Annotated in this window: 23 protein-coding genes; 18 read left to right on the top strand and 5 right to left on the bottom strand. The window is 45.7% G+C overall.

Features of this window, described 5'->3' with window-relative positions; all coding sequences use genetic code 11:
• Nucleotides 1-153: 153 nt before the first annotated feature.
• From RTL34_RS00200 to RTL34_RS00155, 10 genes are all read left to right on the top strand, one after another.
• A complete protein-coding gene (locus tag RTL34_RS00200) occupies nt 154-2,136 on the top strand; it encodes a propionate--CoA ligase (protein ID WP_065252547.1) in 1,983 nt (660 codons plus the stop codon).
• A 61-nt stretch (nt 2,137-2,197) separates the two neighbouring features.
• Nucleotides 2,198-2,806 (top strand): PAS domain-containing protein, encoded by a 609-nt coding sequence (locus RTL34_RS00195; protein WP_312113649.1) that lies wholly within the window; start codon nt 2,198-2,200, stop codon nt 2,804-2,806.
• Nucleotides 2,807-2,912: 106 nt separating this feature from the next.
• A complete protein-coding gene (locus RTL34_RS00190) occupies nt 2,913-4,406 on the top strand; it encodes a CoA-acylating methylmalonate-semialdehyde dehydrogenase (protein ID WP_060995125.1) in 1,494 nt (497 codons plus the stop codon).
• A 169-nt stretch (nt 4,407-4,575) separates the two neighbouring features.
• The gene (locus tag RTL34_RS00185; protein WP_312113647.1) at nt 4,576-5,736 is read left to right on the top strand and encodes an acyl-CoA dehydrogenase family protein; all 1,161 of its coding nucleotides are present in this window, start codon (nt 4,576-4,578) and stop codon (nt 5,734-5,736) included.
• A 29-nt stretch (nt 5,737-5,765) separates the two neighbouring features.
• Nucleotides 5,766-5,990, top strand: coding sequence for a Clp protease/crotonase-like domain-containing protein (locus tag RTL34_RS00180; RefSeq protein WP_312113646.1), 225 nt, complete (start codon nt 5,766-5,768; stop codon nt 5,988-5,990).
• On the top strand, nt 5,935-6,543 hold the full coding sequence (locus tag RTL34_RS00175) for an enoyl-CoA hydratase (RefSeq protein ID WP_312113645.1): 609 nt from the start codon (nt 5,935-5,937) through the stop codon (nt 6,541-6,543). Before RTL34_RS00180 ends, RTL34_RS00175 begins: the two co-directional genes overlap by 56 nt.
• A 75-nt stretch (nt 6,544-6,618) precedes the next feature.
• The gene (locus RTL34_RS00170) at nt 6,619-7,077 is read left to right on the top strand and encodes a hypothetical protein (RefSeq protein WP_312113644.1); all 459 of its coding nucleotides are present in this window, start codon (nt 6,619-6,621) and stop codon (nt 7,075-7,077) included.
• 48 nt (nt 7,078-7,125) lie between these two features.
• Complete coding sequence (locus RTL34_RS00165) at nt 7,126-8,319, top strand: enoyl-CoA hydratase/isomerase family protein (protein WP_312113642.1); 1,194 nt, start codon at nt 7,126-7,128, stop codon at nt 8,317-8,319.
• Nucleotides 8,320-8,353: 34 nt separating this feature from the next.
• Nucleotides 8,354-9,280: a 3-hydroxyisobutyrate dehydrogenase gene (gene mmsB / locus RTL34_RS00160; protein WP_312113640.1), complete on the top strand. Its 927-nt coding sequence runs from the start codon at nt 8,354-8,356 to the stop codon at nt 9,278-9,280.
• Nucleotides 9,281-9,402: 122 nt separating this feature from the next.
• On the top strand, nt 9,403-10,218 hold the full coding sequence (locus RTL34_RS00155) for a Cof-type HAD-IIB family hydrolase (protein ID WP_312113638.1): 816 nt from the start codon (nt 9,403-9,405) through the stop codon (nt 10,216-10,218).
• A 103-nt stretch (nt 10,219-10,321) separates the two neighbouring features.
• Here the strand turns inward: RTL34_RS00155 and RTL34_RS00150 are convergent, their stop codons facing one another.
• Nucleotides 10,322-11,077, bottom strand: a complete 756-nt coding sequence (locus RTL34_RS00150) for an IclR family transcriptional regulator (RefSeq protein WP_101964310.1) — start codon at nt 11,075-11,077, stop codon at nt 10,322-10,324.
• Nucleotides 11,078-11,343: 266 nt separating this feature from the next.
• Here RTL34_RS00150 and xthA point away from each other — a divergent pair, with 266 nt between their 5' ends.
• From xthA to RTL34_RS00135, 3 genes are read left to right on the top strand one after another with little or no spacing between them, the layout of a single operon-like run.
• Nucleotides 11,344-12,156, top strand: coding sequence for an exodeoxyribonuclease III (gene xthA, locus RTL34_RS00145; RefSeq protein ID WP_312113635.1), 813 nt, complete (start codon nt 11,344-11,346; stop codon nt 12,154-12,156).
• A 37-nt stretch (nt 12,157-12,193) separates the two neighbouring features.
• Nucleotides 12,194-13,408: a bifunctional glutamate N-acetyltransferase/amino-acid acetyltransferase ArgJ gene (gene argJ / locus RTL34_RS00140; RefSeq protein ID WP_312113634.1), complete on the top strand. Its 1,215-nt coding sequence runs from the start codon at nt 12,194-12,196 to the stop codon at nt 13,406-13,408.
• Nucleotides 13,409-13,451: 43 nt separating this feature from the next.
• Entirely contained in the window at nt 13,452-13,616 is a 165-nt protein-coding gene (locus RTL34_RS00135; RefSeq protein ID WP_167541431.1) for an NF038104 family lipoprotein, read from the top strand.
• Between the two features lie 96 nt (nt 13,617-13,712).
• Here the strand turns inward: RTL34_RS00135 and RTL34_RS00130 are convergent, their stop codons facing one another.
• Both RTL34_RS00130 and RTL34_RS00125 read right to left on the bottom strand, forming a co-directional pair.
• Complete coding sequence (locus RTL34_RS00130) at nt 13,713-14,489, bottom strand: TrmH family RNA methyltransferase (RefSeq protein WP_159676190.1); 777 nt, start codon at nt 14,487-14,489, stop codon at nt 13,713-13,715.
• On the bottom strand, nt 14,489-15,466 hold the full coding sequence (locus RTL34_RS00125) for a class 1 fructose-bisphosphatase (RefSeq protein WP_159676191.1): 978 nt from the start codon (nt 15,464-15,466) through the stop codon (nt 14,489-14,491). The genes RTL34_RS00130 and RTL34_RS00125 overlap by 1 nt, the downstream gene beginning before the upstream one ends.
• Before the next feature lie 296 nt (nt 15,467-15,762).
• On the opposite strand from RTL34_RS00125, the gene RTL34_RS00120 reads away from it, so the two are divergent.
• The 3 genes from RTL34_RS00120 to RTL34_RS00110 are packed head-to-tail and all read left to right on the top strand — an operon-like array spanning nt 15,763 to nt 18,542.
• On the top strand, nt 15,763-16,746 hold the full coding sequence (locus tag RTL34_RS00120; RefSeq protein ID WP_409455425.1) for an aspartate carbamoyltransferase catalytic subunit: 984 nt from the start codon (nt 15,763-15,765) through the stop codon (nt 16,744-16,746).
• Nucleotides 16,747-16,796: 50 nt separating this feature from the next.
• Nucleotides 16,797-17,963, top strand: coding sequence for a dihydroorotase (locus RTL34_RS00115; RefSeq protein ID WP_179286532.1), 1,167 nt, complete (start codon nt 16,797-16,799; stop codon nt 17,961-17,963).
• A 54-nt stretch (nt 17,964-18,017) separates the two neighbouring features.
• The gene (locus RTL34_RS00110; RefSeq protein WP_312113628.1) at nt 18,018-18,542 is read left to right on the top strand and encodes a DUF2127 domain-containing protein; all 525 of its coding nucleotides are present in this window, start codon (nt 18,018-18,020) and stop codon (nt 18,540-18,542) included.
• 82 nt (nt 18,543-18,624) lie between these two features.
• Here RTL34_RS00110 and RTL34_RS00105 read toward each other — a convergent pair whose 3' ends face one another.
• On the bottom strand, nt 18,625-20,640 hold the full coding sequence (locus tag RTL34_RS00105) for a YihY/virulence factor BrkB family protein (protein WP_312113626.1): 2,016 nt from the start codon (nt 20,638-20,640) through the stop codon (nt 18,625-18,627).
• 251 nt (nt 20,641-20,891) lie between these two features.
• Between RTL34_RS00105 and wrbA the strand changes: the two genes are divergently transcribed.
• Entirely contained in the window at nt 20,892-21,497 is a 606-nt protein-coding gene (gene wrbA, locus RTL34_RS00100) for an NAD(P)H:quinone oxidoreductase (RefSeq protein WP_096488807.1), read from the top strand.
• A gap of 13 nt (nt 21,498-21,510) precedes the next feature.
• Nucleotides 21,511-21,933, top strand: a complete 423-nt coding sequence (locus tag RTL34_RS00095; protein ID WP_007116810.1) for a hypothetical protein — start codon at nt 21,511-21,513, stop codon at nt 21,931-21,933.
• A 73-nt stretch (nt 21,934-22,006) separates the two neighbouring features.
• Here RTL34_RS00095 and RTL34_RS00090 read toward each other — a convergent pair whose 3' ends face one another.
• Entirely contained in the window at nt 22,007-22,675 is a 669-nt protein-coding gene (locus RTL34_RS00090) for an alpha/beta hydrolase (RefSeq protein ID WP_076775981.1), read from the bottom strand.
• Between the last annotated feature and the right edge of the window lie 110 nt (nt 22,676-22,785).

Raw genomic sequence — 22,785 nt, 5'->3', positions numbered from 1 at the left:
TCATTTGAGTTTATAAAATGAATTCAAGGAGTGAATTCATGCAATGAGTACAATGATAGGCTTTGCTAAGCAATAAGATATTTTGCCAACCTCTAAAAACCAAACCTGCAAGCGACTTTCACCATCCGTTAAGATTCTAGCTAAGGACAGCCAATGAATTTCTCTGACTTATACAATCAATCCATCAACGACAAACAAGCCTTCTGGGGCGAGCAAGCCAAGCGAATCTATTGGCATCAACAACCTACCCAAATTTTAGATGATAGTAAGCTGCCCTTTGCCAAATGGTTTGTCGGTGGGGAAACCAATTTGTGTTACAACATGGTCGATCGCCACCTTGAAAACCGGGCAGAGCAAGATGCCTTTGTGTGGGTCTCTACCGAAATCAATGCTGAAATGATTGATAATTACCCCAATATTCAGAAAGCTTTTAAGGCACTCGGCAACCCTGTTGAACTGTATACCGACTATGCCAAACGCCGTTTAACTTACAACGATTTATACAAAGAAGTAAACTATTTTGCCGATGTGCTAAAACGTCATGGCATTGACAAAGGCGACCGTGTTGTCATCTATATGCCGATGATTTTGGAAGCGGCGTATGCCATGCTCGCTTGTGTGCGCATCGGAGCGATTCACTCGGTGGTATTTGGCGGATTTGCCTCGCATAACCTTGCCATACGGATGGATGATGCCGAAGCCAAAATGGTGATTACGGTCGATGCAGGGCTGCGCGGTGGTAAGCTCATTAATTATAAAAACTTAGTCAATAAAGCAGTCGAAGAAGCTAAAGTCAAAACCCGTGTGCTGGTGATTGACCGTGGCATTATGCCATACACAGCAGAGCCACAAGACATCGACTATGCCACCGAGCGGGCGATAAGTGCCGACAACAATGCCAAAGTCGATTGTGTTTGGCTAGAGTCCAATGCGCCATCGTATCTATTATATACTTCGGGCACGACAGGCACACCCAAAGGCGTACAGCGTGATACAGGCGGTCATGCAGTAGCCCTAGCCACCGCGATGGATTTTGTCTATAACGGTAAGGCTGGCGAGACGTTTTGGGCGATTTCGGATATCGGTTGGGCAGTGGGTCACTCGTTTAGCATCTATGCCCCGTTACTGACAGGCATGACCAGTATCATATATGAAGGCTTGCCAACCACGCCAAACCCGGGGATTTGGTGGCGAATTGTCGAAGCCAATAAAGTCAATATTTTGTTAACCGCACCGACAGGCGTGCGGATGCTACGTAAACAAGACGAAATGTGGATGAGCCGTCACGATATCTCAAGTCTAAAATCATTCTTCTTGGCAGGTGAGCCACTCGATGAGCCAACTGCCCAGTGGCTAACAGGTCACATGGGCGTGCCAATCATTGACCACTATTGGCAAACTGAGTCGGGCTGGCCCATCCTAAGCCATGCCCCAAAATTTGCAGGCAATCCCGACCACAAGCCACACAAACAAGGCACACCCGGCTATCCGATGTTTGGATATGACGCCAAAGTCATCAATGAAACCACAGGCGAACCCTGCCAAGCCAATGAAAAAGGCATGTTGGTGTTAGCCGCACCTTTACCACCCGGTTGTTTGGCCACCGTTTGGCGAAATGACGAGCGTTTTATCAATGGCTATTTTTCACTACTTGATGGCAAACAATACGCAACATCAGACTATACCGTGATGGATGAATACGGCTACTACTATATTCTAGGGCGAACCGATGATGTCATCAATGTGGCAGGACACCGTTTGGGTACCAAGGAAATCGAGGAGGCCATCGGTCATCACCCCGAAGTCGCTGAATCAGCGGTTGTTGGCATCCATGACGAGCTTAAAGGTGAACTACCCATTGCCTTTTGTATTCTAAAAAATCATGACTTAGTAGCAGAAACCGAAAACCGTTTCCGCATTGAGCAGCAAATCGTGGGTGAAGTCGCAAGACAGTTGGGCGCCCTTGCTAAACCTGCGGCTATTTATTTTCCCAAGGCTTTACCCAAAACCCGCTCAGGCAAAATCTTACGCCGCTCTATCAAGGCACTGGCGGAAGGCAAAGAAACAGGCGACATGAGCACGCTGGATGACCCAACTGCGATTGAGGCGGTCAGACAAGCGATGGCGGATTATTAATGGCAATCGATAAGTTGTCAGGCAATAAATTGTCAAGGCTTAAAAATCAGGGGTGATTGTGATGGAAAATTATGCCTTACTGGCTTTTAGGCACGCGCCCACGCCGATAGTGGTATTAAGCTATCGGCGTATCAAAGCGCTCAACGATGCCTTTGCCAATTTGTTCGGTTATGCGCACGATGAGCTACTCAATCAATCGATGCAAAAATTGTTTCCCAGTGTCGAAGATTTTGAAAAAATTGGCAAAGAAGCATTAACAGGTTTGGGATTACAGACCAATATGCATTACTGCGATGAGCGCTTTATGCGTCACAAAACAGGGGAGATATTTTGGGCAACCACCCACGGACGCACCTTAACCCCAGATGACCCATTCAAACTGGCAATTTGGCATTTTGAAAAAAAACCGCAAGTACTGTCCGAATCGCAGCTCACCGCACGTGAAGCCCAAATTGCGCAGTATGTGGTCAATGGCTATACCTGTAAAGAGATTGGTAAGTTACTTGGTTTATCCCCCAGAACCATTGAAGTGCATAAAGCCAACTTAATGAAAAAACTGGGCGCTCGCAGCAAAGGTGAGTTAGCCTCAAAGATTATTGTCATTAACCCTATGGCAGTCGCCCAGCAGAACTACTCCAGAAAAACTACTCCAGAAAAAATACTTAAGTAATTAAGTATTATTGACAGTATCCCCCAACTCATTCACACTGTTTTGCAACGCGTTTAACGCTATCAAACGCTATACACCCAACACGGTAAAAACAAGGATTGTTACGATGACTACCCAAACTGTAAAACAACTCATCAACGGCGAATTTGTCGAATCAACTACTAGCGAGTGGATTGACCTGACCAACCCAGCCACCCAACAAGTGATTGCCAAAGTACCCCAAACTACCCCCGATGAAATCAACCAAGCTGTCGCGGCAGCTGCAGAAGCGTTCAAAACTTGGCGCAAAACCCCAATCAACACCCGCTCGCGTATCTTCTTAAAATACCAACAACTCATTCGTGACAACATGGACGAGCTTGCCGCCATGCTCACCGAAGAACAAGGCAAAACCCTAGCCGATGCCAAAGGCGATGTGTTCCGTGGTCTTGAAGTCGTCGAACATGCCTCAGGCATTGGCAACCTGCAACAAGGCGCATTTATCGAAAACGTGGCAACTGGCGTGGATATGTATAATATTCAGCAACCACTTGGCGTGTGTGCGGGTATCACCCCGTTTAACTTCCCCGCCATGATTCCACTTTGGATGTTCCCAATGGCAATCGCCACCGGTAACACCTTCGTATTAAAACCATCAGAACAAAACCCGATGGTCACCATGCGCTTGGTAGAGCTGGCGCTCGAAGCGGGAATCCCAAAAGGCGTACTCAATGTGGTGCATGGCGGCAAAGACACCGTTGATGCCATTTGTGACCACCCAGATATCAAAGCCATCTCATTTGTGGGTTCTACTGCCGTCGGCACACACGTCTATAACCGAGCCAGTCAAGCAGGTAAACGCGTGCAATGTATGATGGGGGCTAAAAACCACGCAGTAATCCTACCCGATGCCAATAAAGAACAATGCCTAAACCAACTAGCCGGTGCAGCATTTGGTGCCGCAGGTCAGCGCTGTATGGCATTGTCGGTAGTTATTTTGGTCGGGGAAGCCAAAAACTGGGTGGGTGACATCGTGGAGCGTGCCAAAAAATTGGTGGTGGCAGCCGGTAAAGATGACAAAGACTTAGGACCTGTTATTTCAAAAGCGGCCAAAGCGCGTGTTGAGCGCTTAATCCAAGCAGGCGCGGATGAAGGCGCACAAGTCCTGCTCGATGGTCGTGGTATCAAGGTGGAAGGCTTTGAAAACGGTAACTTTGTCGGACCGACTATTTTAGATAACGTCACCACTGACATGACTTGCTACAAAGAAGAAATCTTTGGACCAGTGCTTGACATCATGTACGCCGATAGCCTAGATGAAGCCATTGCCATCATCAATGCCAATCCAAATGGTAATGGCACGGCTATCTTTACCCAATCAGGTGCGGCAGCGCATAAATTCCAACAAGATATTGATGTGGGTCAAGTCGGTATTAATTTACCCATTCCTGTGCCACTACCGATGTTTTCATTCACCGGTTCTCGCGCCAGTAAACTGGGTGACTTAGGACCGTATGGCAAACAAGCTGTACAGTTTTATACCCAAACCAAAACCGTCACCGCCCGTTGGTTTGATGATGAAGCCAGTAAAGGGGTGAACACTACCATTTCATTAAAGTAACTACACGTTAACAATTAATATTTCGTGATTAAGACTCATTGAATTGGGCTATCAGGTTAAAAACGTTATAGCCAATATAGCCAAGCGTCGCGATTTTGCATTAAGTTAAAGCAACGCTTGGCAACGACTGATGGCATGGATGTAATTTAGCCATAAAAAGGAATTTACCATGAATTTTTCCCTTACCGAAGATCAACAAGCCTTTGCCGATTTGGCTGCCCAATTTGCCGCCAAATCGCTTGCCCCCAACGCTGCCGAATGGGATGCCACAGGCTATTTTCCCAAAGAGGTGTTCAAAGCCGCAGGTGAACTGGGCTTTATGGGGCTTTACACCAACCCTGATTTTGGCGGACTGGGCTTGCCGCGCCTTGATGCGGCAATTATCTTTGAAAAACTGGCGTATGGCGATACGTCAACCGCCGCATTCATGACCATTCACAACATGGTCGCTTGGATGATTGGCGAGTTTGCCAAACCTGAGGTTGCCGAAAAATACTTGTCTGAATTATTAGCGGGCGAAAAATTGGGTAGCTACTGTTTGACAGAGCCCAATGCTGGCTCAGATGCGGGTTCATTAAAAACCAAAGCGGTCAAACAAGGCGACTATTACCACATTACTGGGCAAAAAATGTTTATCTCTGGGGCAGGGGCGACCGATGTGCTTGTGGTGATGGCGCGCACCTCGGACAATGGGGCAAAAGGCGTGTCTGCCTTTATCGTCGATGCCAACAGCGATGGCATCAGCTATGGCAAAAATGAACATAAAATGGGTTGGAAAAACCAACCGACCGCGGCAGTGCATTTTACCGATGTCAAAGTCCCTGCCGAAAATCTACTGGGTGAAGAAGGACAGGGCTTTACCTTTGCCATGAAAGGCTTGGATGGTGGGCGTATCAATATCGCCACTTGCGCGGTGGGTACGGCTCAAGCTGCCCTTGACCGTGCCGTGCAGTATGTACAGGAGCGTAGCCAGTTTGGTAAAACCCTCGACCAATTCCAAAATGTGCAGTTTAAACTTGCCGATATGCTCACCCATCTGGTGTCGGCTCGGCAGATGGTGCGATTGGCGGCGTATCATTTGGATAGCAAATCGCCCGATGCCACGGCGTATTGTGCGATGGCAAAACGCCTTGCCACGGATTTGAGTTTTGATATCGCCAACCAAGCGTTGCAGCTACACGGTGGCTATGGCTATCTACAAGAATATCCGCTAGAGCGTCATGTGCGCGATTTGCGCGTGCATCAAATCCTAGAAGGCACCAATGAAGTGATGCGGATGATTGTGTCTCGCAAAATGATGGAAGATGGGGCGTTGGCAAGATTGCAATGAATTTAAAGGCATTTTAAAAGGAATTTACCATGTCAAATTACACCAATTTAAAATTAACAATCGACAATCACATTGCGGTTTTGACGCTCAATAATCCGCCTGCCCACACTTGGACAAAGGACAGCTTAGCCAGTTTAAAGCAGCTTATTAGCGACTTAAATGCCAACAAGCAAGTCACCGCTTTGGTAGTACATGGCGATGGCGAAAAGTTTTTTTTCCGCAGGGGCAGACTTGAACAGCTTTGCCAGTGGTGACAAAGGTCAAGCAGCGGAGATGGCAATGGCGTTTGGTGAAGCGTTTGAAGCCTTGTCCAATTTTCGTGGCGTGTCGATAGCCTGTATCAACGGCTATGCGATGGGTGGTGGGCTTGAGTGTGCGTTGGCGTGTGATATCCGCATTGCTGAAAGTCATGCACAAATGGCACTCCCTGAGCTATCGGTTGGCTTATTGCCATGTGCAGGCGGTACGCAAAACTTGCCATGGCTGGTGGGTGAAGGCTGGGCAAAGCGCATGATTTTATGCGGTGAGCGTATTAAGTCAGATAAGGCGCTGCAAATTGGTTTGGTGGAAGAAGTTGTGGAAAGTGGCAAAGGGTTAGAAACGGCTTTAGAACTGGCTCAAAAAGTGGCGAAGCAATCCCCCGATGCGATTGCGTCAAGCAAGACTTTGATTATGTCGGCACGTTATCAACCACCAAGTTTTAACTGGATAAAGGAACGTGAGTTATTTATCAAGTTATTTGATGGCGATAACCAACAAGAAGGCGTCAATGCGTTCCTTGAAAAACGCTCGCCAGAGTGGAAATAAATTGATTTTAAATTAACTTATGCCGTAGAGTGGGTTAGCAAAGCGTTATCCCATAAACTCACGTAAAGGTATTATATGAAAAAAATTTCAGCAATTCTTCTATCATTCTCTTTATCATGCTTTTTATCAATGACAGTTACATCACTTGCTTGGGCAGGTGATCAAAGTATATCCACGCAAGAATCAAAACAGTTAATAGGTAGCTTTTATAATCAATATGTTTTTGGCAATGAGGAATTAGATAATACTAACGCTTCTAATTGGGGTACGCAGAAATTTTTAAAGAAATTAAAACAAGATTACGAATACGATTGTGAATCAGATGACTGTTATGCAGCTTATGCTTTAAGAACGGGGGCGCAAGATGGTGATGGAACTAGTAGTGTGACCAGTATCACGCCACGTTCAAATGGTTGGTATCGTGTGAGCTACAGAGATATGGGCTGGAAAGGGGTAACGGATGTTAAAGTCGTTGGCGTGAATGGTATTCCAAAATTAGATGACTATAAATTTGTTTCAAGCAATGTCAAATAGCGCAATCATTGAATTGCAACGCTTTGAAAATCAAAAAGGATTTTATGAATGGAAACTCAAGAACAACCTGTAATATTTGACACGATAGCCACCCACTGTGGTCACCACATCGGCACAATGACCCTAAACGACCCGAAAGCCCTAAACGCCCTAAGCGTTGATATGTGCAAACTGATGGCAGCGCAGTTAGGCAAGTGGGCAACCGATGACAGCATCGTCGCCATTTTGCTAAAGGGAAGTGGCGACAAGGCGTTCTGTGCAGGGGGCAATATCCGCAAACTGTATGACAGCATGATCGACACTCCGCCCCAAGTGCCTATGCAGCAGCCCAATCCGTACGGGGTGGAATTCTTCGAAAACGAGTACAGCCTATACCGCCAAATGCACTTTTACCCAAAACCCATTATCTTATGGGGTAACGGCATTGTCATGGGTGGTGGTATGGGCTTGATGGCGATGTGTAGCCATCGTATCGTCACCGAAACCACCCGTTTTGCCATGCCAGAGATTACCATCGGCTTATACCCCGATGCCACAGGTTCGTGGTTTTTGGCGCGTATGCCTGCCAAAATTGGGCTATTTTTGGGCTTGACAGGGGCGAACTGTAACGCCAACGATGCGATTTTCTCTAGCCTTGCCGAGTATGCCGTGGCAAGTAGCGAATATGACAAAGTGCTTGACGCGCTAAAACAAGCCAATTGGCAAGCTGACAACAATTTACATGATATCGCAAGCCAAGCCTTAGCCAAAATTCATCATACCGAGCATTTAGCAGACAGTCATTTGATGATGCATTTTAATACTATCCAAGCGCTAGTAAACAAAGGCTCAGTGCATGATATAGATGCAGCGTTGCGCGATGACAACTTTACCAAAGTCAACGGCGAAGCGGATAAATGGCTTACCAAAGCAGTCGAAACTTATCAGCACGGGTACCCTGTTAGCGCAGCATTAACGGTTGAGATGTTTAAACATGCCAGCAAATTATCGCTTGAGCAAGTGCTATATATAGAGATGAATGCGTCGCTACATTGTGTCAATTACCCCGATTTTCGTGAGGGTGTACGCGCTTTACTGATTGATAAAGACAAATCGCCAAAATGGAGCAAAACCCTTGATGAATGCGATGCCCGCTATATCCAGTCACATCTTGCGCCAGCTTTTCCCAATAGCGAACATCCATTTGAGGCTTGGTTGGGTAGCGATTCACTCTCAGCAAAATTAGCCAAACTTGATATCTAAAGTTTACAAACACCACAACATACAAGGAATGTATATGCCAAATAATCAACAAACAGCCATTAAAAAAATTGCCTTTATCGGACTTGGTAACATGGGCAAACCGATGGCAGAAAATCTCATCAAAAATGGCTTTGCCTTAAACGTATTTGACCTAAACACCGCCGTGCTAGACGACCTTGCCAAACAAGGGGCAAACGTGGCGACTTCACCTGTGGACGCAAGCAAAGAGGTGGATATGGTCATTACCATGTTACCTGCAGGTCAACATGTCAAAGAGGTGTATCTGGGTAAAGATGGTAATAAAGGCTTACTCGATGTGGTGAGTAAAGATACCTTGCTGGTCGATAGTAGCACCATCGCAGCGAGTGATGCGCGTGAAGTTGCGCAAGTCGCGGCAGAAAAAGGTATTCAGTTTATGGATGCGCCCGTATCAGGCGGTACGGCAGGGGCAGCAGCAGGGACACTCAGCTTTATTGTGGGCGGGCAAGCTGAGCAATTTGAGCAGGTCAAACCCGTTTTAGAGGCGATGGGAAAAAATATCTTTCACGCGGGCGAGGTCGGTGCAGGTCAAGTCGCCAAAATCTGTAATAACATGCTGCTTGGCGTGATTATGACAGGGACAGCCGAAGCCATGAATTTGGGCGCCAAAAACGGATTAGACCCAAAAGTCTTAGCCAGTATTTTGTCAGCCAGCACCGGTCGTAACTGGGCGCTGGAAGTGTGTAATCCGCATCCCGATGTTGGTGATGCCATGCCATCAAGCCGTGGTTATACAGGTGGATTTATGAGCAAACTCATGCTCAAAGACATGAACCTTGCCAAACAAACAGCCAATGATACCCAGGTGGTGACACCAATGGCTGACCAAGCGACGGCACTTTATAGCAAACATAGCGAGCAACATGGGGATAAAGATTTCTCAAGCATCATGGCGCATTATGATGCGAACGTTCTGCAATAAGTTTTGGCGTTTAGTAAAAAGCTAGGATTTTTTTCTGGCTTTTTTCTAGTCGTTAATTCAAAAGTTAACCCAAAAATAGGGTAGAATTAGCGTCAATCCCAATTTATCGCATCAGTTTTATTATGTCTAAGCCAACAGCACGCCCCAAAAAACCGAAAATTGTCTTTTTTGATATTGATGACACGTTGTACATCAAGCAGCAAGAAAGGGTGCCGCAATCCGCGATTGAGGCACTTAAAAAATTAAAGCAGCAAGGCATTATGGTCGCTATCGCCACCGGTCGGGGTCGTGCGGTTTTTCCCAAAGCTGTGTATGAGCTCATTGAAACCGTGGGTATCGATGTGCTGGTCACCATCAACGGTCAATGCAGTCACCACCAAGGTGAATTGTTAGCGCATTATCCGATGACCACTACGCAAATTAAACTGATTACCGATTATGTTGAATCAAACAATTTATCCTATGCCTACATGACCGATACGGAAATTATCGCGTTAGCGGAAGATGATGCGCTGTCAGACGCTTTGAATTCACTTAAAATAGCTTACCGTACTGCCCGTCATGATGACATTGATTTGTCGATACCTATTTATCAAGTCGTGGCATTTCATCCTGACAACACGCAGGTAAATTTTGAATTTCCCTCGACTTTAAAAGTCATGCGCTGGCATAAAAACGGTATCGATATTCTAGATGCGACAGGCTCGAAGGCCCGCGGCATTGCGCAGGCGCTCAATAAACTGGGGCTGGATTTTGAAGATGCGATGGCATTTGGCGATGGGGTGAATGATATCGAAATGTTACAGACAGTCGGCTTTGGCGTGGCGATGGGGAATGCTCATCCCGATGTGAAAGCGGCGGCTGACTATGTATGTCCAGCTGCGTGGGAAGATGGTATCTATCAAGGCTTACAACATTTGGGTTTGTTGCCACATTGATGAGGCAGCAAATGATTGAGCCCCGCTATGTTATATAAAATCTATCAACAAAATTGCCTTGAGCGTTTTAACTTTACCTTGTTAAAAGTGTCAAGGATAACCTTTAAATTTCCCCAAAAAACGCATCACGAATATCATCGGCAGCTTTTTGCATATCAGGTACAAACCCAATCAAGTCCTCAAGGGATTTGCGCGTTTTAGGTGCGGTTGTATAGAGTGAGCCGATGTAACGACCTTGGGTGTCATTGATTGCCACAGCAATTGAGACCGCTTGGGCGATATATTCTTCATCAGAAATTGCATAGCGCAGTTTGGCTACCTGTTCAAGACTTTGATTGAGTACATCCCTATCGGTAATCGTGGCAGGGGTGATAGCGGTTAACGATAAATTTTTTAGTAGCGTGACCCTATCATCTTTTGTGAGCGTACTTAGGTAGATTTTACCAGCCGCCGTACACCAAATGGGTGCTTGCGAATCAGTGGGCATATACACTTGTAAGGCAGAAGGACAAGGTACGCGGTCGGTATAGACCATGTTGACGTAATAAGGTACTGCCATGCCACAGGTTTCACCGATTTTATCAACCAGTCTTTGCAAAATCGCAAACCGCTGAATCGCCACTTGCTGGCTTTGCCACAGATGAATCGCCATATGCCGCGTACGCGACGCAGGCACAATCGTACCATTGATATCGACCCGCACAAAGCCTTCCTCTTGCAGCTGCTGTATCAGCCGGTGCATGGTCGGTTTTGGAATATCCAAAATCTCAGACAAATCCAGCGGAGATAAAGGACGCTGTGCCGCAGACACGGCTTCGATGATTTTTAAAACACGGGTAATAGAAGAAACTCGAGCCATTATATTGTCTTTTTAAGTCTAGGGTCAGCACGTCGCCAGAAGAAATTGAAAAAAATATTTTGCAAAGTTGGCAGTGATTAAAGTGCAAGGTTTTTTGATTATACCAAATTTTTTTTAAACTTCACCTGCTATTTGCGGGTTCATCCTGCATAACCTCAGTGTTGCAGACCCAATTTGCTTTCAAATTGAGCTTGCGGTCAATATCCGCTAATATAGTCGGCATTTAACGCTTAACCAAGCCACATTTATCTATTTGGGGAACACACATGCCGCGTTTTGTCAGTTTTAATATCAATGGATTGCGGGCGCGCCCACACCAGCTTGAAGCCATTCGCGATATCATCGCGCCCGATGTCATCGGGCTACAAGAAACCAAAGTACATGATGATGCATTTCCGCTACAGAGCGTGCAGCAATTGGGCTATCATGTCGAGTTTTTTGGGCAAAAATCTCATTATGGCGTGGCGTTATTATCACGACAGCAACCTATTTTTGTACAAAAAGGCTTTCCAACTGATAGCGACGATGCGCAGCGACGATTTATCCATGCGCGCTATGATTTTAATGGCAAATATATTGATGTGCTTAATGGCTATTTTCCGCAAGGTGAAAATCGCAAGCATGAAACCAAATTTCCGATGAAGCGCAAATTCTATGCCGATTTAACCGACTATATCTTGCAGCTTAAAGCAGAAAATCGCAGTATGATTTTGATGGGGGATATGAATATTGCGCCGCTGGATTTTGATATTGGCATTAGCGAGGATAGTGTCAAACGTTGGCTAAAAAATGGCACGTGCTCGTTTTTGCCAGAGGAGCGAGAGTGGTACCAAGCCCTGCTTGCGACAGATTTGCATGATACTTATCGGGCGTTATATGCCGACGGTCAAGCCTTGAGTTGGTTTGATTATCGCAGCAAGGGATTTGACGATGAGCCAAAGCGTGGGCTGCGCATTGACCATATCTTGATGACGCCTGATTTGGCGGATAAGCTCAACGGTGCAGGCATCAGCTATGATTTGCGTGCCATGGAAAAACCCAGCGACCATGCCCCGATTTGGGCAGATTTTTTGGATTAATCAATTAAACAATTAAACAACAGTAAGGAGCGCTCTCATGCCAGTTGGCAATGTCGAACTTGTAAAATTAAACCCAGTGAAAGGGATAAAAATTGGCATCACCGAAGCCCATGTGCGCTATGCAGGGCGCAAAGACTTAACGGTTTTTGACATCATAGCAGGCGCAAATACCGCGGTTGTCACCACGCAAAACCAATTTTGTGCCGCGCCTGTGCAGTTGCTGCGAGAATTCATCGCTAAAGACAGTCCCCGTTATTTGATTGTCAACACAGGCAACGCCAACGCTGCCACGGGTGAAAACGGTAAACAGCGTGCCAAAACAACTTGTGTGGCATTGGCAGAAAAAACTGGTGTCGCAGCCGAGCAAGTATTGCCTTACTCCACCGGGGTGATTGGGGAAACCTTGCCGGCGGATAAAATCATCGCGGGGTTAGACAGCGCCTTAGCCAATTTAAGCGACGATAATTGGCTTGGCGCCGCCCACAGCATCATGACTACCGATACCACACCAAAAGGACATAGCGAACAAGTCACGATTGATGGCGTCACCTATACCGTGACAGGTATCTCAAAAGGAGCGGGCATGATTCGCCCCAATATGGCGACTATGCTTGGCTTTGTGGCAACCGATGCCAACATTGAAAAATCATTGCTACAAAATATCTTGACCGACACGGTGAATCAGTCATTTAACCGCATCACAGTGGATGGCGATACCTCGACCAATGACTGCTGTACGTTGATTGCCACAGGACAAGTTGGGGATGTGATTGACAGCGAAAATCACCCGCATTATCAAGCAATTTATGAGGCGATTAACAATGTAATGATTCGAATCGCTCAATTGATTGTACGTGATGGTGAAGGGGCAACCAAATTTATCACGGTCAAAGTGACAGGCGGTGAAACCGCTGAAGAATGTGCCAAAATCGCGTATGAAGTGGCGCATTCACCGCTGGTAAAAACCGCATTTTTTGCTAGCGACCCAAATTGGGGGCGTATTTTGGCAGCGGTAGGCAAAGCGGGCGTACTGCTTGACCAGTCAAAAGTGGCGGTATCACTCGATGATGTGCGTATCTGCGAGCGCGGCGGCTTGGCACATGACTATACCGAGGCGCGTGGTAGTGAGGTAATGAAGCGTCCTGAAATTACCATTCATATTGAATTGGGTCGTGGGCAGGCGAGTGATACCGTCTATACCTGTGATTTATCATACGAGTATGTCAAAATCAATGCTGATTATCGTTCTTAAAGTCAATCTTAAAGTCAATCTTAAAGTCAATTAAAGGTAACGAATGAAAAAACTAACCACCCTGCTTTTTTTGCTGACTACCGCTGTTATCTTACAAGGGTGTGTGCATAAAATTGTCACTGTCCCTGTCAAAGTTGCCTATAAGACCACCAAAGGGGTGGTCAAAGGCACGGTAGCTGTCGCTAAAGCGGTAATACCAGGCGGCTAATACCAAGCGATAGTGACGACAAAAAAGACTAAACACAGGCTGTCTAGTCATTTATTTATGTCGCACTCGTTCATTGATGGCAATCATGTATGGCAATCATGCGTAGCGTCTTTGCCGTAACATTTCATACAGACAAAGTGACCCTGCTATCGCCACGTTTAGGCTTTCTTGACCATTGGGCTGCGGTAGCGCAATCGGGGCAGATTGACTAAGTAACCTTTCATCGACGCCTTGTCCTTCATGTCCCATAATCAAGGCTAGCGGTTGTCTCAAATCGGTCTGATAAATAATATGATCGGTATGTGAGCTCGTGGCAAACATCGGCACTTTGACCTTCATTAAAATCTCATCTACGCTGATGCCTTCAAAAATCGTTAAACTAAAATTCGCCCCCATGCCGGCTCGCAAGGTTTTGGGCGACCACGCCGATGCTGTGCCCGTGGTACAGATAATGGTTTTAATTCCCACAGCAGATGCGGTGCGTAACAGCGTGCCTAAATTGCCATTGTCCTGCACACCATTGATAATTAAGCAGTCGCTGGTGATGGGCTGATTAAAGTCTAAATGCGGCATATCAATCATCGCCATGATGGGCAGGCTCTCGCCCAGCGTGCGAATCTCTTTATACAGATTATCGCTAACCGTTAACGTTTTTACCTGGTTAAGCCGACCGAGCAGGGCGTTGATTTCGTCATTGTGCAAACCACTTTCGCTGACAATCACGGTTTCGGGCGTGAGACCAGCATTTAGATACGCTTCAAGCAAATGCGTGCCTTCAATCACGGTTTTGCCCAGTTTTTTACGCTGGCGAGACCCTGTGAGTAGGGCATGGGCAGTTTTGATGGTTGGGTTGTCTTTTGAAGTGATAAGCATTATTTGACTTCTTGATGTAATTTTTTCACATATTCAACTTCGTTTTTTGCCCCCAGTACCACAGGCACGCGTTGGTGGATACTGGTCGGCTCGATATCCAAAATACGATTGATAGCATCGGTACTCAAACCACCCGCTTGTTCAATCAGCAAGCTCATCGGATTGGCTTCATACATCAGACGCAATTTACCTGGCTTATCAGGGTGTTTGGTGTCAAACGGATAGCTAAAAATTCCCCCACGGCACAAAATACGGTGAATATCGCCCACCATCGCCGCCACCCAGCGCATATTAAAGTCTTTACCACGCACGCCAGTTTTACCCGCCGTAAACTCGTCAATATAACGCTGCATCGGTGGCAACCAATAGCGATAGTTAGAGGCATTAATCGCATACTCTTTGGTATCTGGGCTAATTTGCACTTGGTCTTTGATTTGCACAAACGCTTTGGTATCGGGGTCAAGACTGAACATGGCGACACCCTTGCCAAGCGTGATTGACATCACAGTTGACGTGCCATACAAAATATAACCCGATGCCAACTGCGCAGTTCCTTTTTGCAAAAAGTCCTCATCCGTCGCAGGATGACCTTGGTTGTTGTAGGGTAAAATCGAGAAAATTGTACCGACTGCCATATTAATATCGATATTAGATGAGCCATCAAGCGGGTCAAACAGTACCAACACGTCGCCATCTTGATTGGCAGGGGTGGCGTTATCTAATTCTTCAGAAGCCACACCCGCGCAATGCGGATTGCTGCTCAAAGCGTCTAGCAACAAATCATTGGCAATGACATCGAGCTTTTTTTGCTCTTCGCCCTGCACATTTTGGTTACCCGCTTCGCCCAAAATATCCGCGAGCGCGCCGCGTTTGAGCAAGTCGCTGATTTGAATGCCGACTTTGGTAATGGTGGTAATGATGTCGGCAACGGCAGGTTGGGCGTTTTGCGCGGCAAGATAAGTTTCAAGATTTGACATAAGTAGACCTTATTATAAAATTATAAATTAACAACCTAAGCCAATCATATACGATTAAGCAAGGTGAATTTAGACCTCATGAATTAAAAAAAATATAGACAATTTGCCGCAAATTGTAGCACTTTTTGAGCCGTCTTATCAGCGATAATCGCAAAATATTGGCGTATTTATTCCAGCCGATTTACGGTAAAATAGGCAAAATTTATACAAATAACAACAAATCTAGGTGGCTGATGAATATTTTAAACACCCAAACTTTATCCAACGAAGCGCTACAGAGCAAGCTTGATCAAGCGATGGCAAAGCCAGAAATGAACGAAGCAGGTGATTTGCGGCATTTTATCGGCGTAGAAGGGTTATCCAAAACGCAGCTGATGGCCATCATCGAAAAAGCCAATGGTTACTTAACCGACAATGCCGGTCGCCCCAACAGCATTCGCAATAGTGATGAGCTTGAAGGCTGTACGGTGATGAATTTGTTCTTTGAAAACTCTACCCGTACGCGCACCACCTTTGATGTGGCTGCCAAACGTCTTGGCGCTAGTGTCATCAGTATCGATATTGCCAAATCCAGCACCCAAAAAGGCGAAAGCTTACGGGATACGCTGTGGAACCTTGAAGCGATGACAGCGGATATCTTTGTGGTGCGTCATTCATCGAGTGGGGCTGCGCATTTTATGGCAACCGAAGTCACCCCAAACATTGCCATCATCAACGGTGGTGACGGCTGGCACGCGCATCCGACCCAAGCGATGCTCGATATGCTCACGATTTATCGTGAAGCGCCAAGACCGTTTGAGGAATTAACGGTAGCGATTATTGGCGATATCAAGCATAGCCGCGTTGCCCGTTCGGACATTGCAGCGCTCAAAACCTTGGGTGTCAAAGAAATTCGCGTTGTGGCGCCCAAGACATTATTACCAAAAGGCATTGAGCGTTATGGTGTCAGTGTCTATAACGATTTGGACGCGGCGGTAGTTGACTGTGATGTCATCATTGGTCTACGTATTCAAAATGAGCGTATTGGCTCGCCGCTGTTGCCATCGACATCCGAGTATTTTAAAGCGTATGGCATCACTACCGAACGCCTTGCCCTTGCCAAACCTGATGCGCTTGTCATGCACCCAGGACCGATGAATCGCGGCGTTGAAATCTCATCAACTGTTGCTGATGGTGAGCAATCAGTGATTTTAAAACAAGTCAATAACGGCATTGCGGTACGTATGGCGGTGTTGGCACTGGCCATGCAAGGGCAACGTGCCGCACGCAGCGCATCTTAAAATTTAGCAAAAAAAATGACAAAGTAGGCAAAACCAAAGTAGGCAAAACCATGACGCTTCAAAATCTTTTACCTGCCAACTGGCAATTTGATACCACGCAGCTTAACCCTATCGACAGCGATGGCAAATGGCTATTACCGCCGCTGGTGGATTTATGTGCGCGTTTGCGTGAACCTGGGCACCAGTCGCATGGTACATTAAAATCAGAAGGCGCCGCGGCTCGAAAAAACGGTTTTTTGCATGTCGTTATACCACCTGATACCAACCCAGTACTTGAGAATGGCTCGTTACTAGCAGGCTTGCGAGAGCGGGCTTATCAAGATGGTGGCATCTATCTGCATGTGCTAGGGGCGATGACCGCAGGTCTTGAAGGTGAAAAACCCGCCAATATGCTTGGGCTAAAGCAAGGTGGCATCATCGGGGTCAGCAATGCTCGTCGCAAATTCGCCAATGATGACGTACTACTGCAAGCACTGGATTATGCAGCGACTTATGACATCAAAGTATTTTTTTACCCTGATGAACCCAGTTTATCCAAAAACGGCGTCGCCCATGATGGCTACATCGCATCTTATCATGGCTTGGCAGGGATTCCTTGGATTGCTGAAACGGTGGCGTTATCCAAGCAGCTGTTGATTGTCGAAGAAACAGGCGTATCGGCACATTTTGGTCAGCTGACCACCAAATCCTCGATTGATTTGATTCGCTGGGCGAAACAAAGGGGCTTGCCGGTGACCTGTGATGTGGCGATGCACCAGTTACATTTAACCGATGATGCCTTGATTGGTTTTAATGCCTTGGCGTATGTGTTGCCGCCGCTGCGTTCCAATACAGACAAAAAAGCGCTGCAAGAAGGCTTGCAAGATGGCACGATTGATGCGATTTGTAGCCACCATGAGCCATTGGCAAAAACCGCTAAACAAGCGCCATTTGCGGAGTGTAAACCCGGTATTAGCAATTTTGATACTTTTATGGGGCTAGCTTGTCAATTGGTCAAAGAAGGTATTTTAACCCCAGAGCAGCTGGTAGAAAAAATCGCACTCAATCCTGCTAAAATCGCTGGAATTGAAGCTAGCTATCATCAAACGGGCGGGGCGGTGCTGGTTGACCCTAGTTTGACTTGGACCGTGACAAAAGAATCGATGATATCGCAAGGCAAAAATACGCCATTTATCAATAGCGAGCTGACAGGGAAAGTCGAGCAAGTCTATTTTTAGGCTTGTTTAAAGCTTGTTTTAAGTTTTTTTCAAGATTGGATACGGTAATGAATTATGCCAAAGGCGTTTAAGCAGATAGCCCCACCAGTGCCTAATAGGCATCATGCCAAGAACGCCATCATCATGGTTGCTATCTATGAGCTGGTAAAAGGATTGGTAGCGCTAGGGGTGGCGGCTATTATTTTTGTAGGGCATGATAAATTGCAATGGATTGCGCGGGTGGTTTCACAGGCGCTGCATCGTATCATGGGTATGGCACTGCACCACCAAATAGAGGCATTGAATCACTATGCTTGGGTCGCCAACCAAAATTGGCAAAAAGCCTTTTGGATAGTCGTAGGCTATGCGCTGCTGCGTTTTGTGGAAAGCTACGGTCTTTATCGAGATAAGATATGGGCGTATTGGTATAGCGTTTTGGGCTACGGCGTGTTTTTACCGCTTGAGGTCTATGAGTTGTTTAGCCATCGGTTTAATTGGCTTAACTTTTTGATACTGCTAGTGAATATAATCATTGTTGTGGTGGTTTATCGCAATATGCACGCCAAAGGGTTGTTGGGTAAAAAGATGACACAGGCTTAATCTATTGATCAAAAAAAGCGATAAAAAAAGGGCAGAATCTGCCCTTTTTTACTCGCCAAACTAGCTGTTTTTACTTCCCAAACTAGCTGCCGGGTTTATCATCATCCGTGATGATTCTTGGATCTTTTTTTTCAGAGTGCTGTTGAATCTTTTTAGCGATAAAATTAAACGGATTGTAGGGACTTTCTAACACTGCAGCAGGAACAATCTGACGAATTTTAGCCATCACTGCCGTATTGTCACCTTTTGGTTTGTCATCATCCGCTAGGATTTTTGATTGGACTGTTTGGGTGGTGGTAATTTCATTACTAAAACTCGTGTCATCTAGGTTACTGATATCCCAACGCATATTGTCAAAATTATTGGCATTCAAATAATTGTCAATCGCAAATTTATGCTCGTCTGTGGCATTGCCATTTTGTGGGGATGAGGGAGTCGCTTTGTTTTCGCTATGACTGTCGTATTCACTATTACTTTCTTCAAGCGTTTTTAGCGGATGTTTGTCATCTAACCCATTATCATTTGACAGGCGAGTGTGATTATCATGACCTTGCTTAGCAACTGATGATTCATGTGATAATTCATCCGATAACTCATCGTTATTTAGGGCATTAAAATCACGCGGTTGACTCGATAAGCTACCCTGACCTTTAAAATCAAGCGTACCATCAAAGCCAGTCGCTTGCTCGGCGTCAGTTTCTTTGATGCGTTTATCTTCATTGACCACGTCACTGACTTGCCCCCCTGATAGTCCTGAGCCTTCGCGTTGACCGGCTAGTTTGTTACCTTTCCCTTTTTTTCCCTTATCTGGCTCGATGTCTTCGGCATTTGGGGTTTGACGCGGCGCGATACTATCAAAAATACTTGCCATCGATACATCAAAATTATATTTGAGCATGGCTTCACCACGGGCTAAGGTATTAATCCATTGCACAGTCCAAGGCGCGTTATTTTTAAGTTTTCGCAAATCCTTTTCATGCGGTAAAGGATAGGGCATATTTTGGTAAAACTCCCAAAAACTATAATCATCGAGCGAGCGTTTAAGGACATATTCATCTTTGTCGCTGGTTGTGATGAGATTGTTATCTTGTAAAAAGCTAATATAAGTGTACCAATTTGGCATCTCTTGGCGACCTAGCACATCACGCAGACCAGCTTCGGTAACGACATTGCCTTTTTTATGCTCACGGTATAACACGTTTAACATATCCATCAAGCTAAACAAGGCATGACGTGGGAAGATTTCTTTGGTCTCAAAAATGGTCAAACAATAGCTGATTTGCACGCCAAGCAAGATAATATTCCAAGAAATATAAATCCAAAGTAAGAACAACGGCAAAATCGCAAACGCCCCATACACCGCTTTATAACTGGTAAAGTTGTCAACAATTGCGCCAAAGGTGAGTTTTAGGATTTCAAAGATAATCCCAACCACAACACCGGCAACCAACGCATGTTTAAAACGTACTTGGCAGCGCGGGATAAACCAATACATGGCCACCAGACCCATCAGCATAACTGCAATGGAGCCGATTTGTACCCAAATCGCCCAGTCAATCCCATAACCACCAATCTTTTGATTTAAAAAACTCAAACTTTGAACGGTACTCGAGACAATCATCGCTAACGCAAGCACAATAGGCAACAGGGTAATAATCACCCAATAACGCACAAGATTGAGCCAGCTGGTCTCTTTTTTTTCAACGCGCCAAATTTGGTTAAACGCGGTTTCAATCGTCATTAAAGTGGAAATGGTGGTAAAAAATAAGATACCCACACCGATGATGGTTAAGTTCGATGAATTACTGGTAAATTGGTTGAGATACTTGGTGACCTGTAATCCGGTACTGGGCAAAATATTGCTAAATATTAAGTTTTGAATCTGCTCACGCGCTTCTGCTAACTGCGGAATGGTGGAGAGAATCACCACCAACAAGGTTAAAATCGGCACAATAGACAGCAGCGTGGTATAAGTCAATAATGCAGCTTTTTGGCTACAATTATCATCGATAAAATTTTTGATAAGATACATCAAAAACTGTACCCATTTATGTTGAAAAATGGATAATTTTTTTAGTTTGGCAATGAGTTCATTCATAGTAGTTCTTATTGATAAAAAATTTCAAAGTTTGACCATCAAATCGGCGAAAAAGGCAGTGATTGTATGGCAGTATGGTATCATATTCAAAAAAATTGTTTATTGAATTACTGTGAACAGTTTTGGTGTTTTGCAATTGGCAATCTGGCTAGTAGATTGCCTTGACCATGCCATCAAAATTCATTCATCAAAATTTATTCACCCAAACTAGCTTGACGTAACAATTATCAAAATTGATGTGAGAAAAAACCATGAGTCAACCTTATATTTTAGTCTTGTATTACAGCCAAAATGGCTCTACCAAAGATTTGGCGTATCTGGTCGCACAAGGTATTGAAGATAGTGGCACAGGCATAGCCGCTCGGATTCGCACGGTACCCAAGGTCAGTAGCGAGACTGAAAAAGTTGCGCCAAGTATTCCTGATGAGGGTGACCTGTACGCCACCATGGATGACTTAAAAAACTGTGTAGGACTGGCACTCGGCAGCCCCACCCATTTTGGCAATATGGCAGCATCGATGAAGTATTTTTGGGATAATAGCGTCACAATTTGGCTCGCGGGGGATTTGCAAAACAAACCGGCATCTGTATTTACCAGTACGGGTACCATGCACGGCGGGCAGGAGACGACTTTGACTAGTATGATGACGCCGCTACTGCATCATGGCATGGTAATTGTGGGAATTTCGTACAGTGAGCCTGCGCTCAATACCACGAGCCAAGGTGGAAGCCCGTATGGTGCAAGCCATGTCAGTGGCGCAAAGCATGATCACATCATGAGCGCAGACGAAAAAACATTAGCCATCGCCCAAGGTAAGCGTCTAGCCAAAATTGCCAAGGCATTACAAGCGTTATGAGAAAACAAGCATTATGAGAGAAAAAGACTCGCACTCACTATCTGCCCCCAAACCCATTTATCCCATCCACCGCCGCTTAACCATAGTATGGTGGGTTTGGCTGGGGTTTCGATTGCTGGCAGTACCGCTATTGACGCATTGGTTGGCAAGTGCAAAGCCTGCTATGGTCGGCGGGATTGCTTGGCAAGCTTTATGGTTGATACCTGCGCTCTTATCAACGCCTTATATCGTGAAAGGCAAAAGCCCATACGCGCTACTGCTGCTAAGTATGCTTACTTTTGTATATTTGGGGGGCAGTGGTATGGTTGCACTAAAATACGGCTATCAAACGCATTGGGGGTTGATGGCTGTCTGGTTGGTGGATTTTGTATTGCTAGGATGGGTCAACTACTGGCTATTTATTTTGTTAAAACGACTGCCAAAAATGAATGGCTAATTGCCAAAAGAGCGTACCCAAGTCACCAAGTCACGTACGCTCTTTTTATGCTAAAAATTATGCTAAAACACCGTTAGGCCAACACATCATTTAGCCATTTACCGATAATTTTGAGTTGGGGCATACACACTTGGTGCGCCATCGGATAGCTGTAAAACTGCGGCTGATAACCTTTTGACTCAAGCCATGCTTTGGCTTCTTGCCCAAGCTGTACTGGGACGACAGGGTCTTGTGTGCCATGATGAATAGCGATGTTTAGATTTTTATTGGCATCACTTAAAGTTAGGCTGTCTTTGGTCGCTAAATAAGTCGACAGGGTTAACAGTCCGGCTAATGGTTTGTCATAGGTTAACGCGGTTTGATAGGCGACCGCACCACCTTGTGAAAATCCTGCAATCACGATATGCTCAGGCGATACACCGCGCTCGGCTTCACGCGCGATTAATTCTCCAATCGCGCGGGCGGATTGTTCAATCTGTGCGGTGTCGATTTTGCGCTCAAGCGACATTTCCAAAATATCATACCAAGCTGGCATCACATAGCCTTGGTTGATGGTTACAGGAATGGCGGGGGCGTGAGGAAACACAAACCGCACGCCATGGTTACCATCGAGTCCCAAGTCAGGGACGACTGGCTCAAAGTCATGACCATTTGCGCCCAGTCCATGTAGCCAAATCACCGCTCTATCAATCGGCAATTTATTAGGGTTGTGAATGACTTCAACGGTTTTTAATAAACTCATAAATTCTCCTTTCATGTGAAACTATCAAATGTCATAAAAATAATTAGCCGATAGCTTAAAAATAGGGATAACGCTTGATTTTAGCTTATTCATACCACATTATCTAGGCA

The organism is Moraxella sp. CTOTU47915, from assembly GCF_031986685.1.
Taxonomy (GTDB): Bacteria; Pseudomonadota; Gammaproteobacteria; order Pseudomonadales; family Moraxellaceae; genus Faucicola; species Faucicola tetraodonis.
This window is presented reverse-complemented; position numbering and strand designations above follow the sequence as displayed.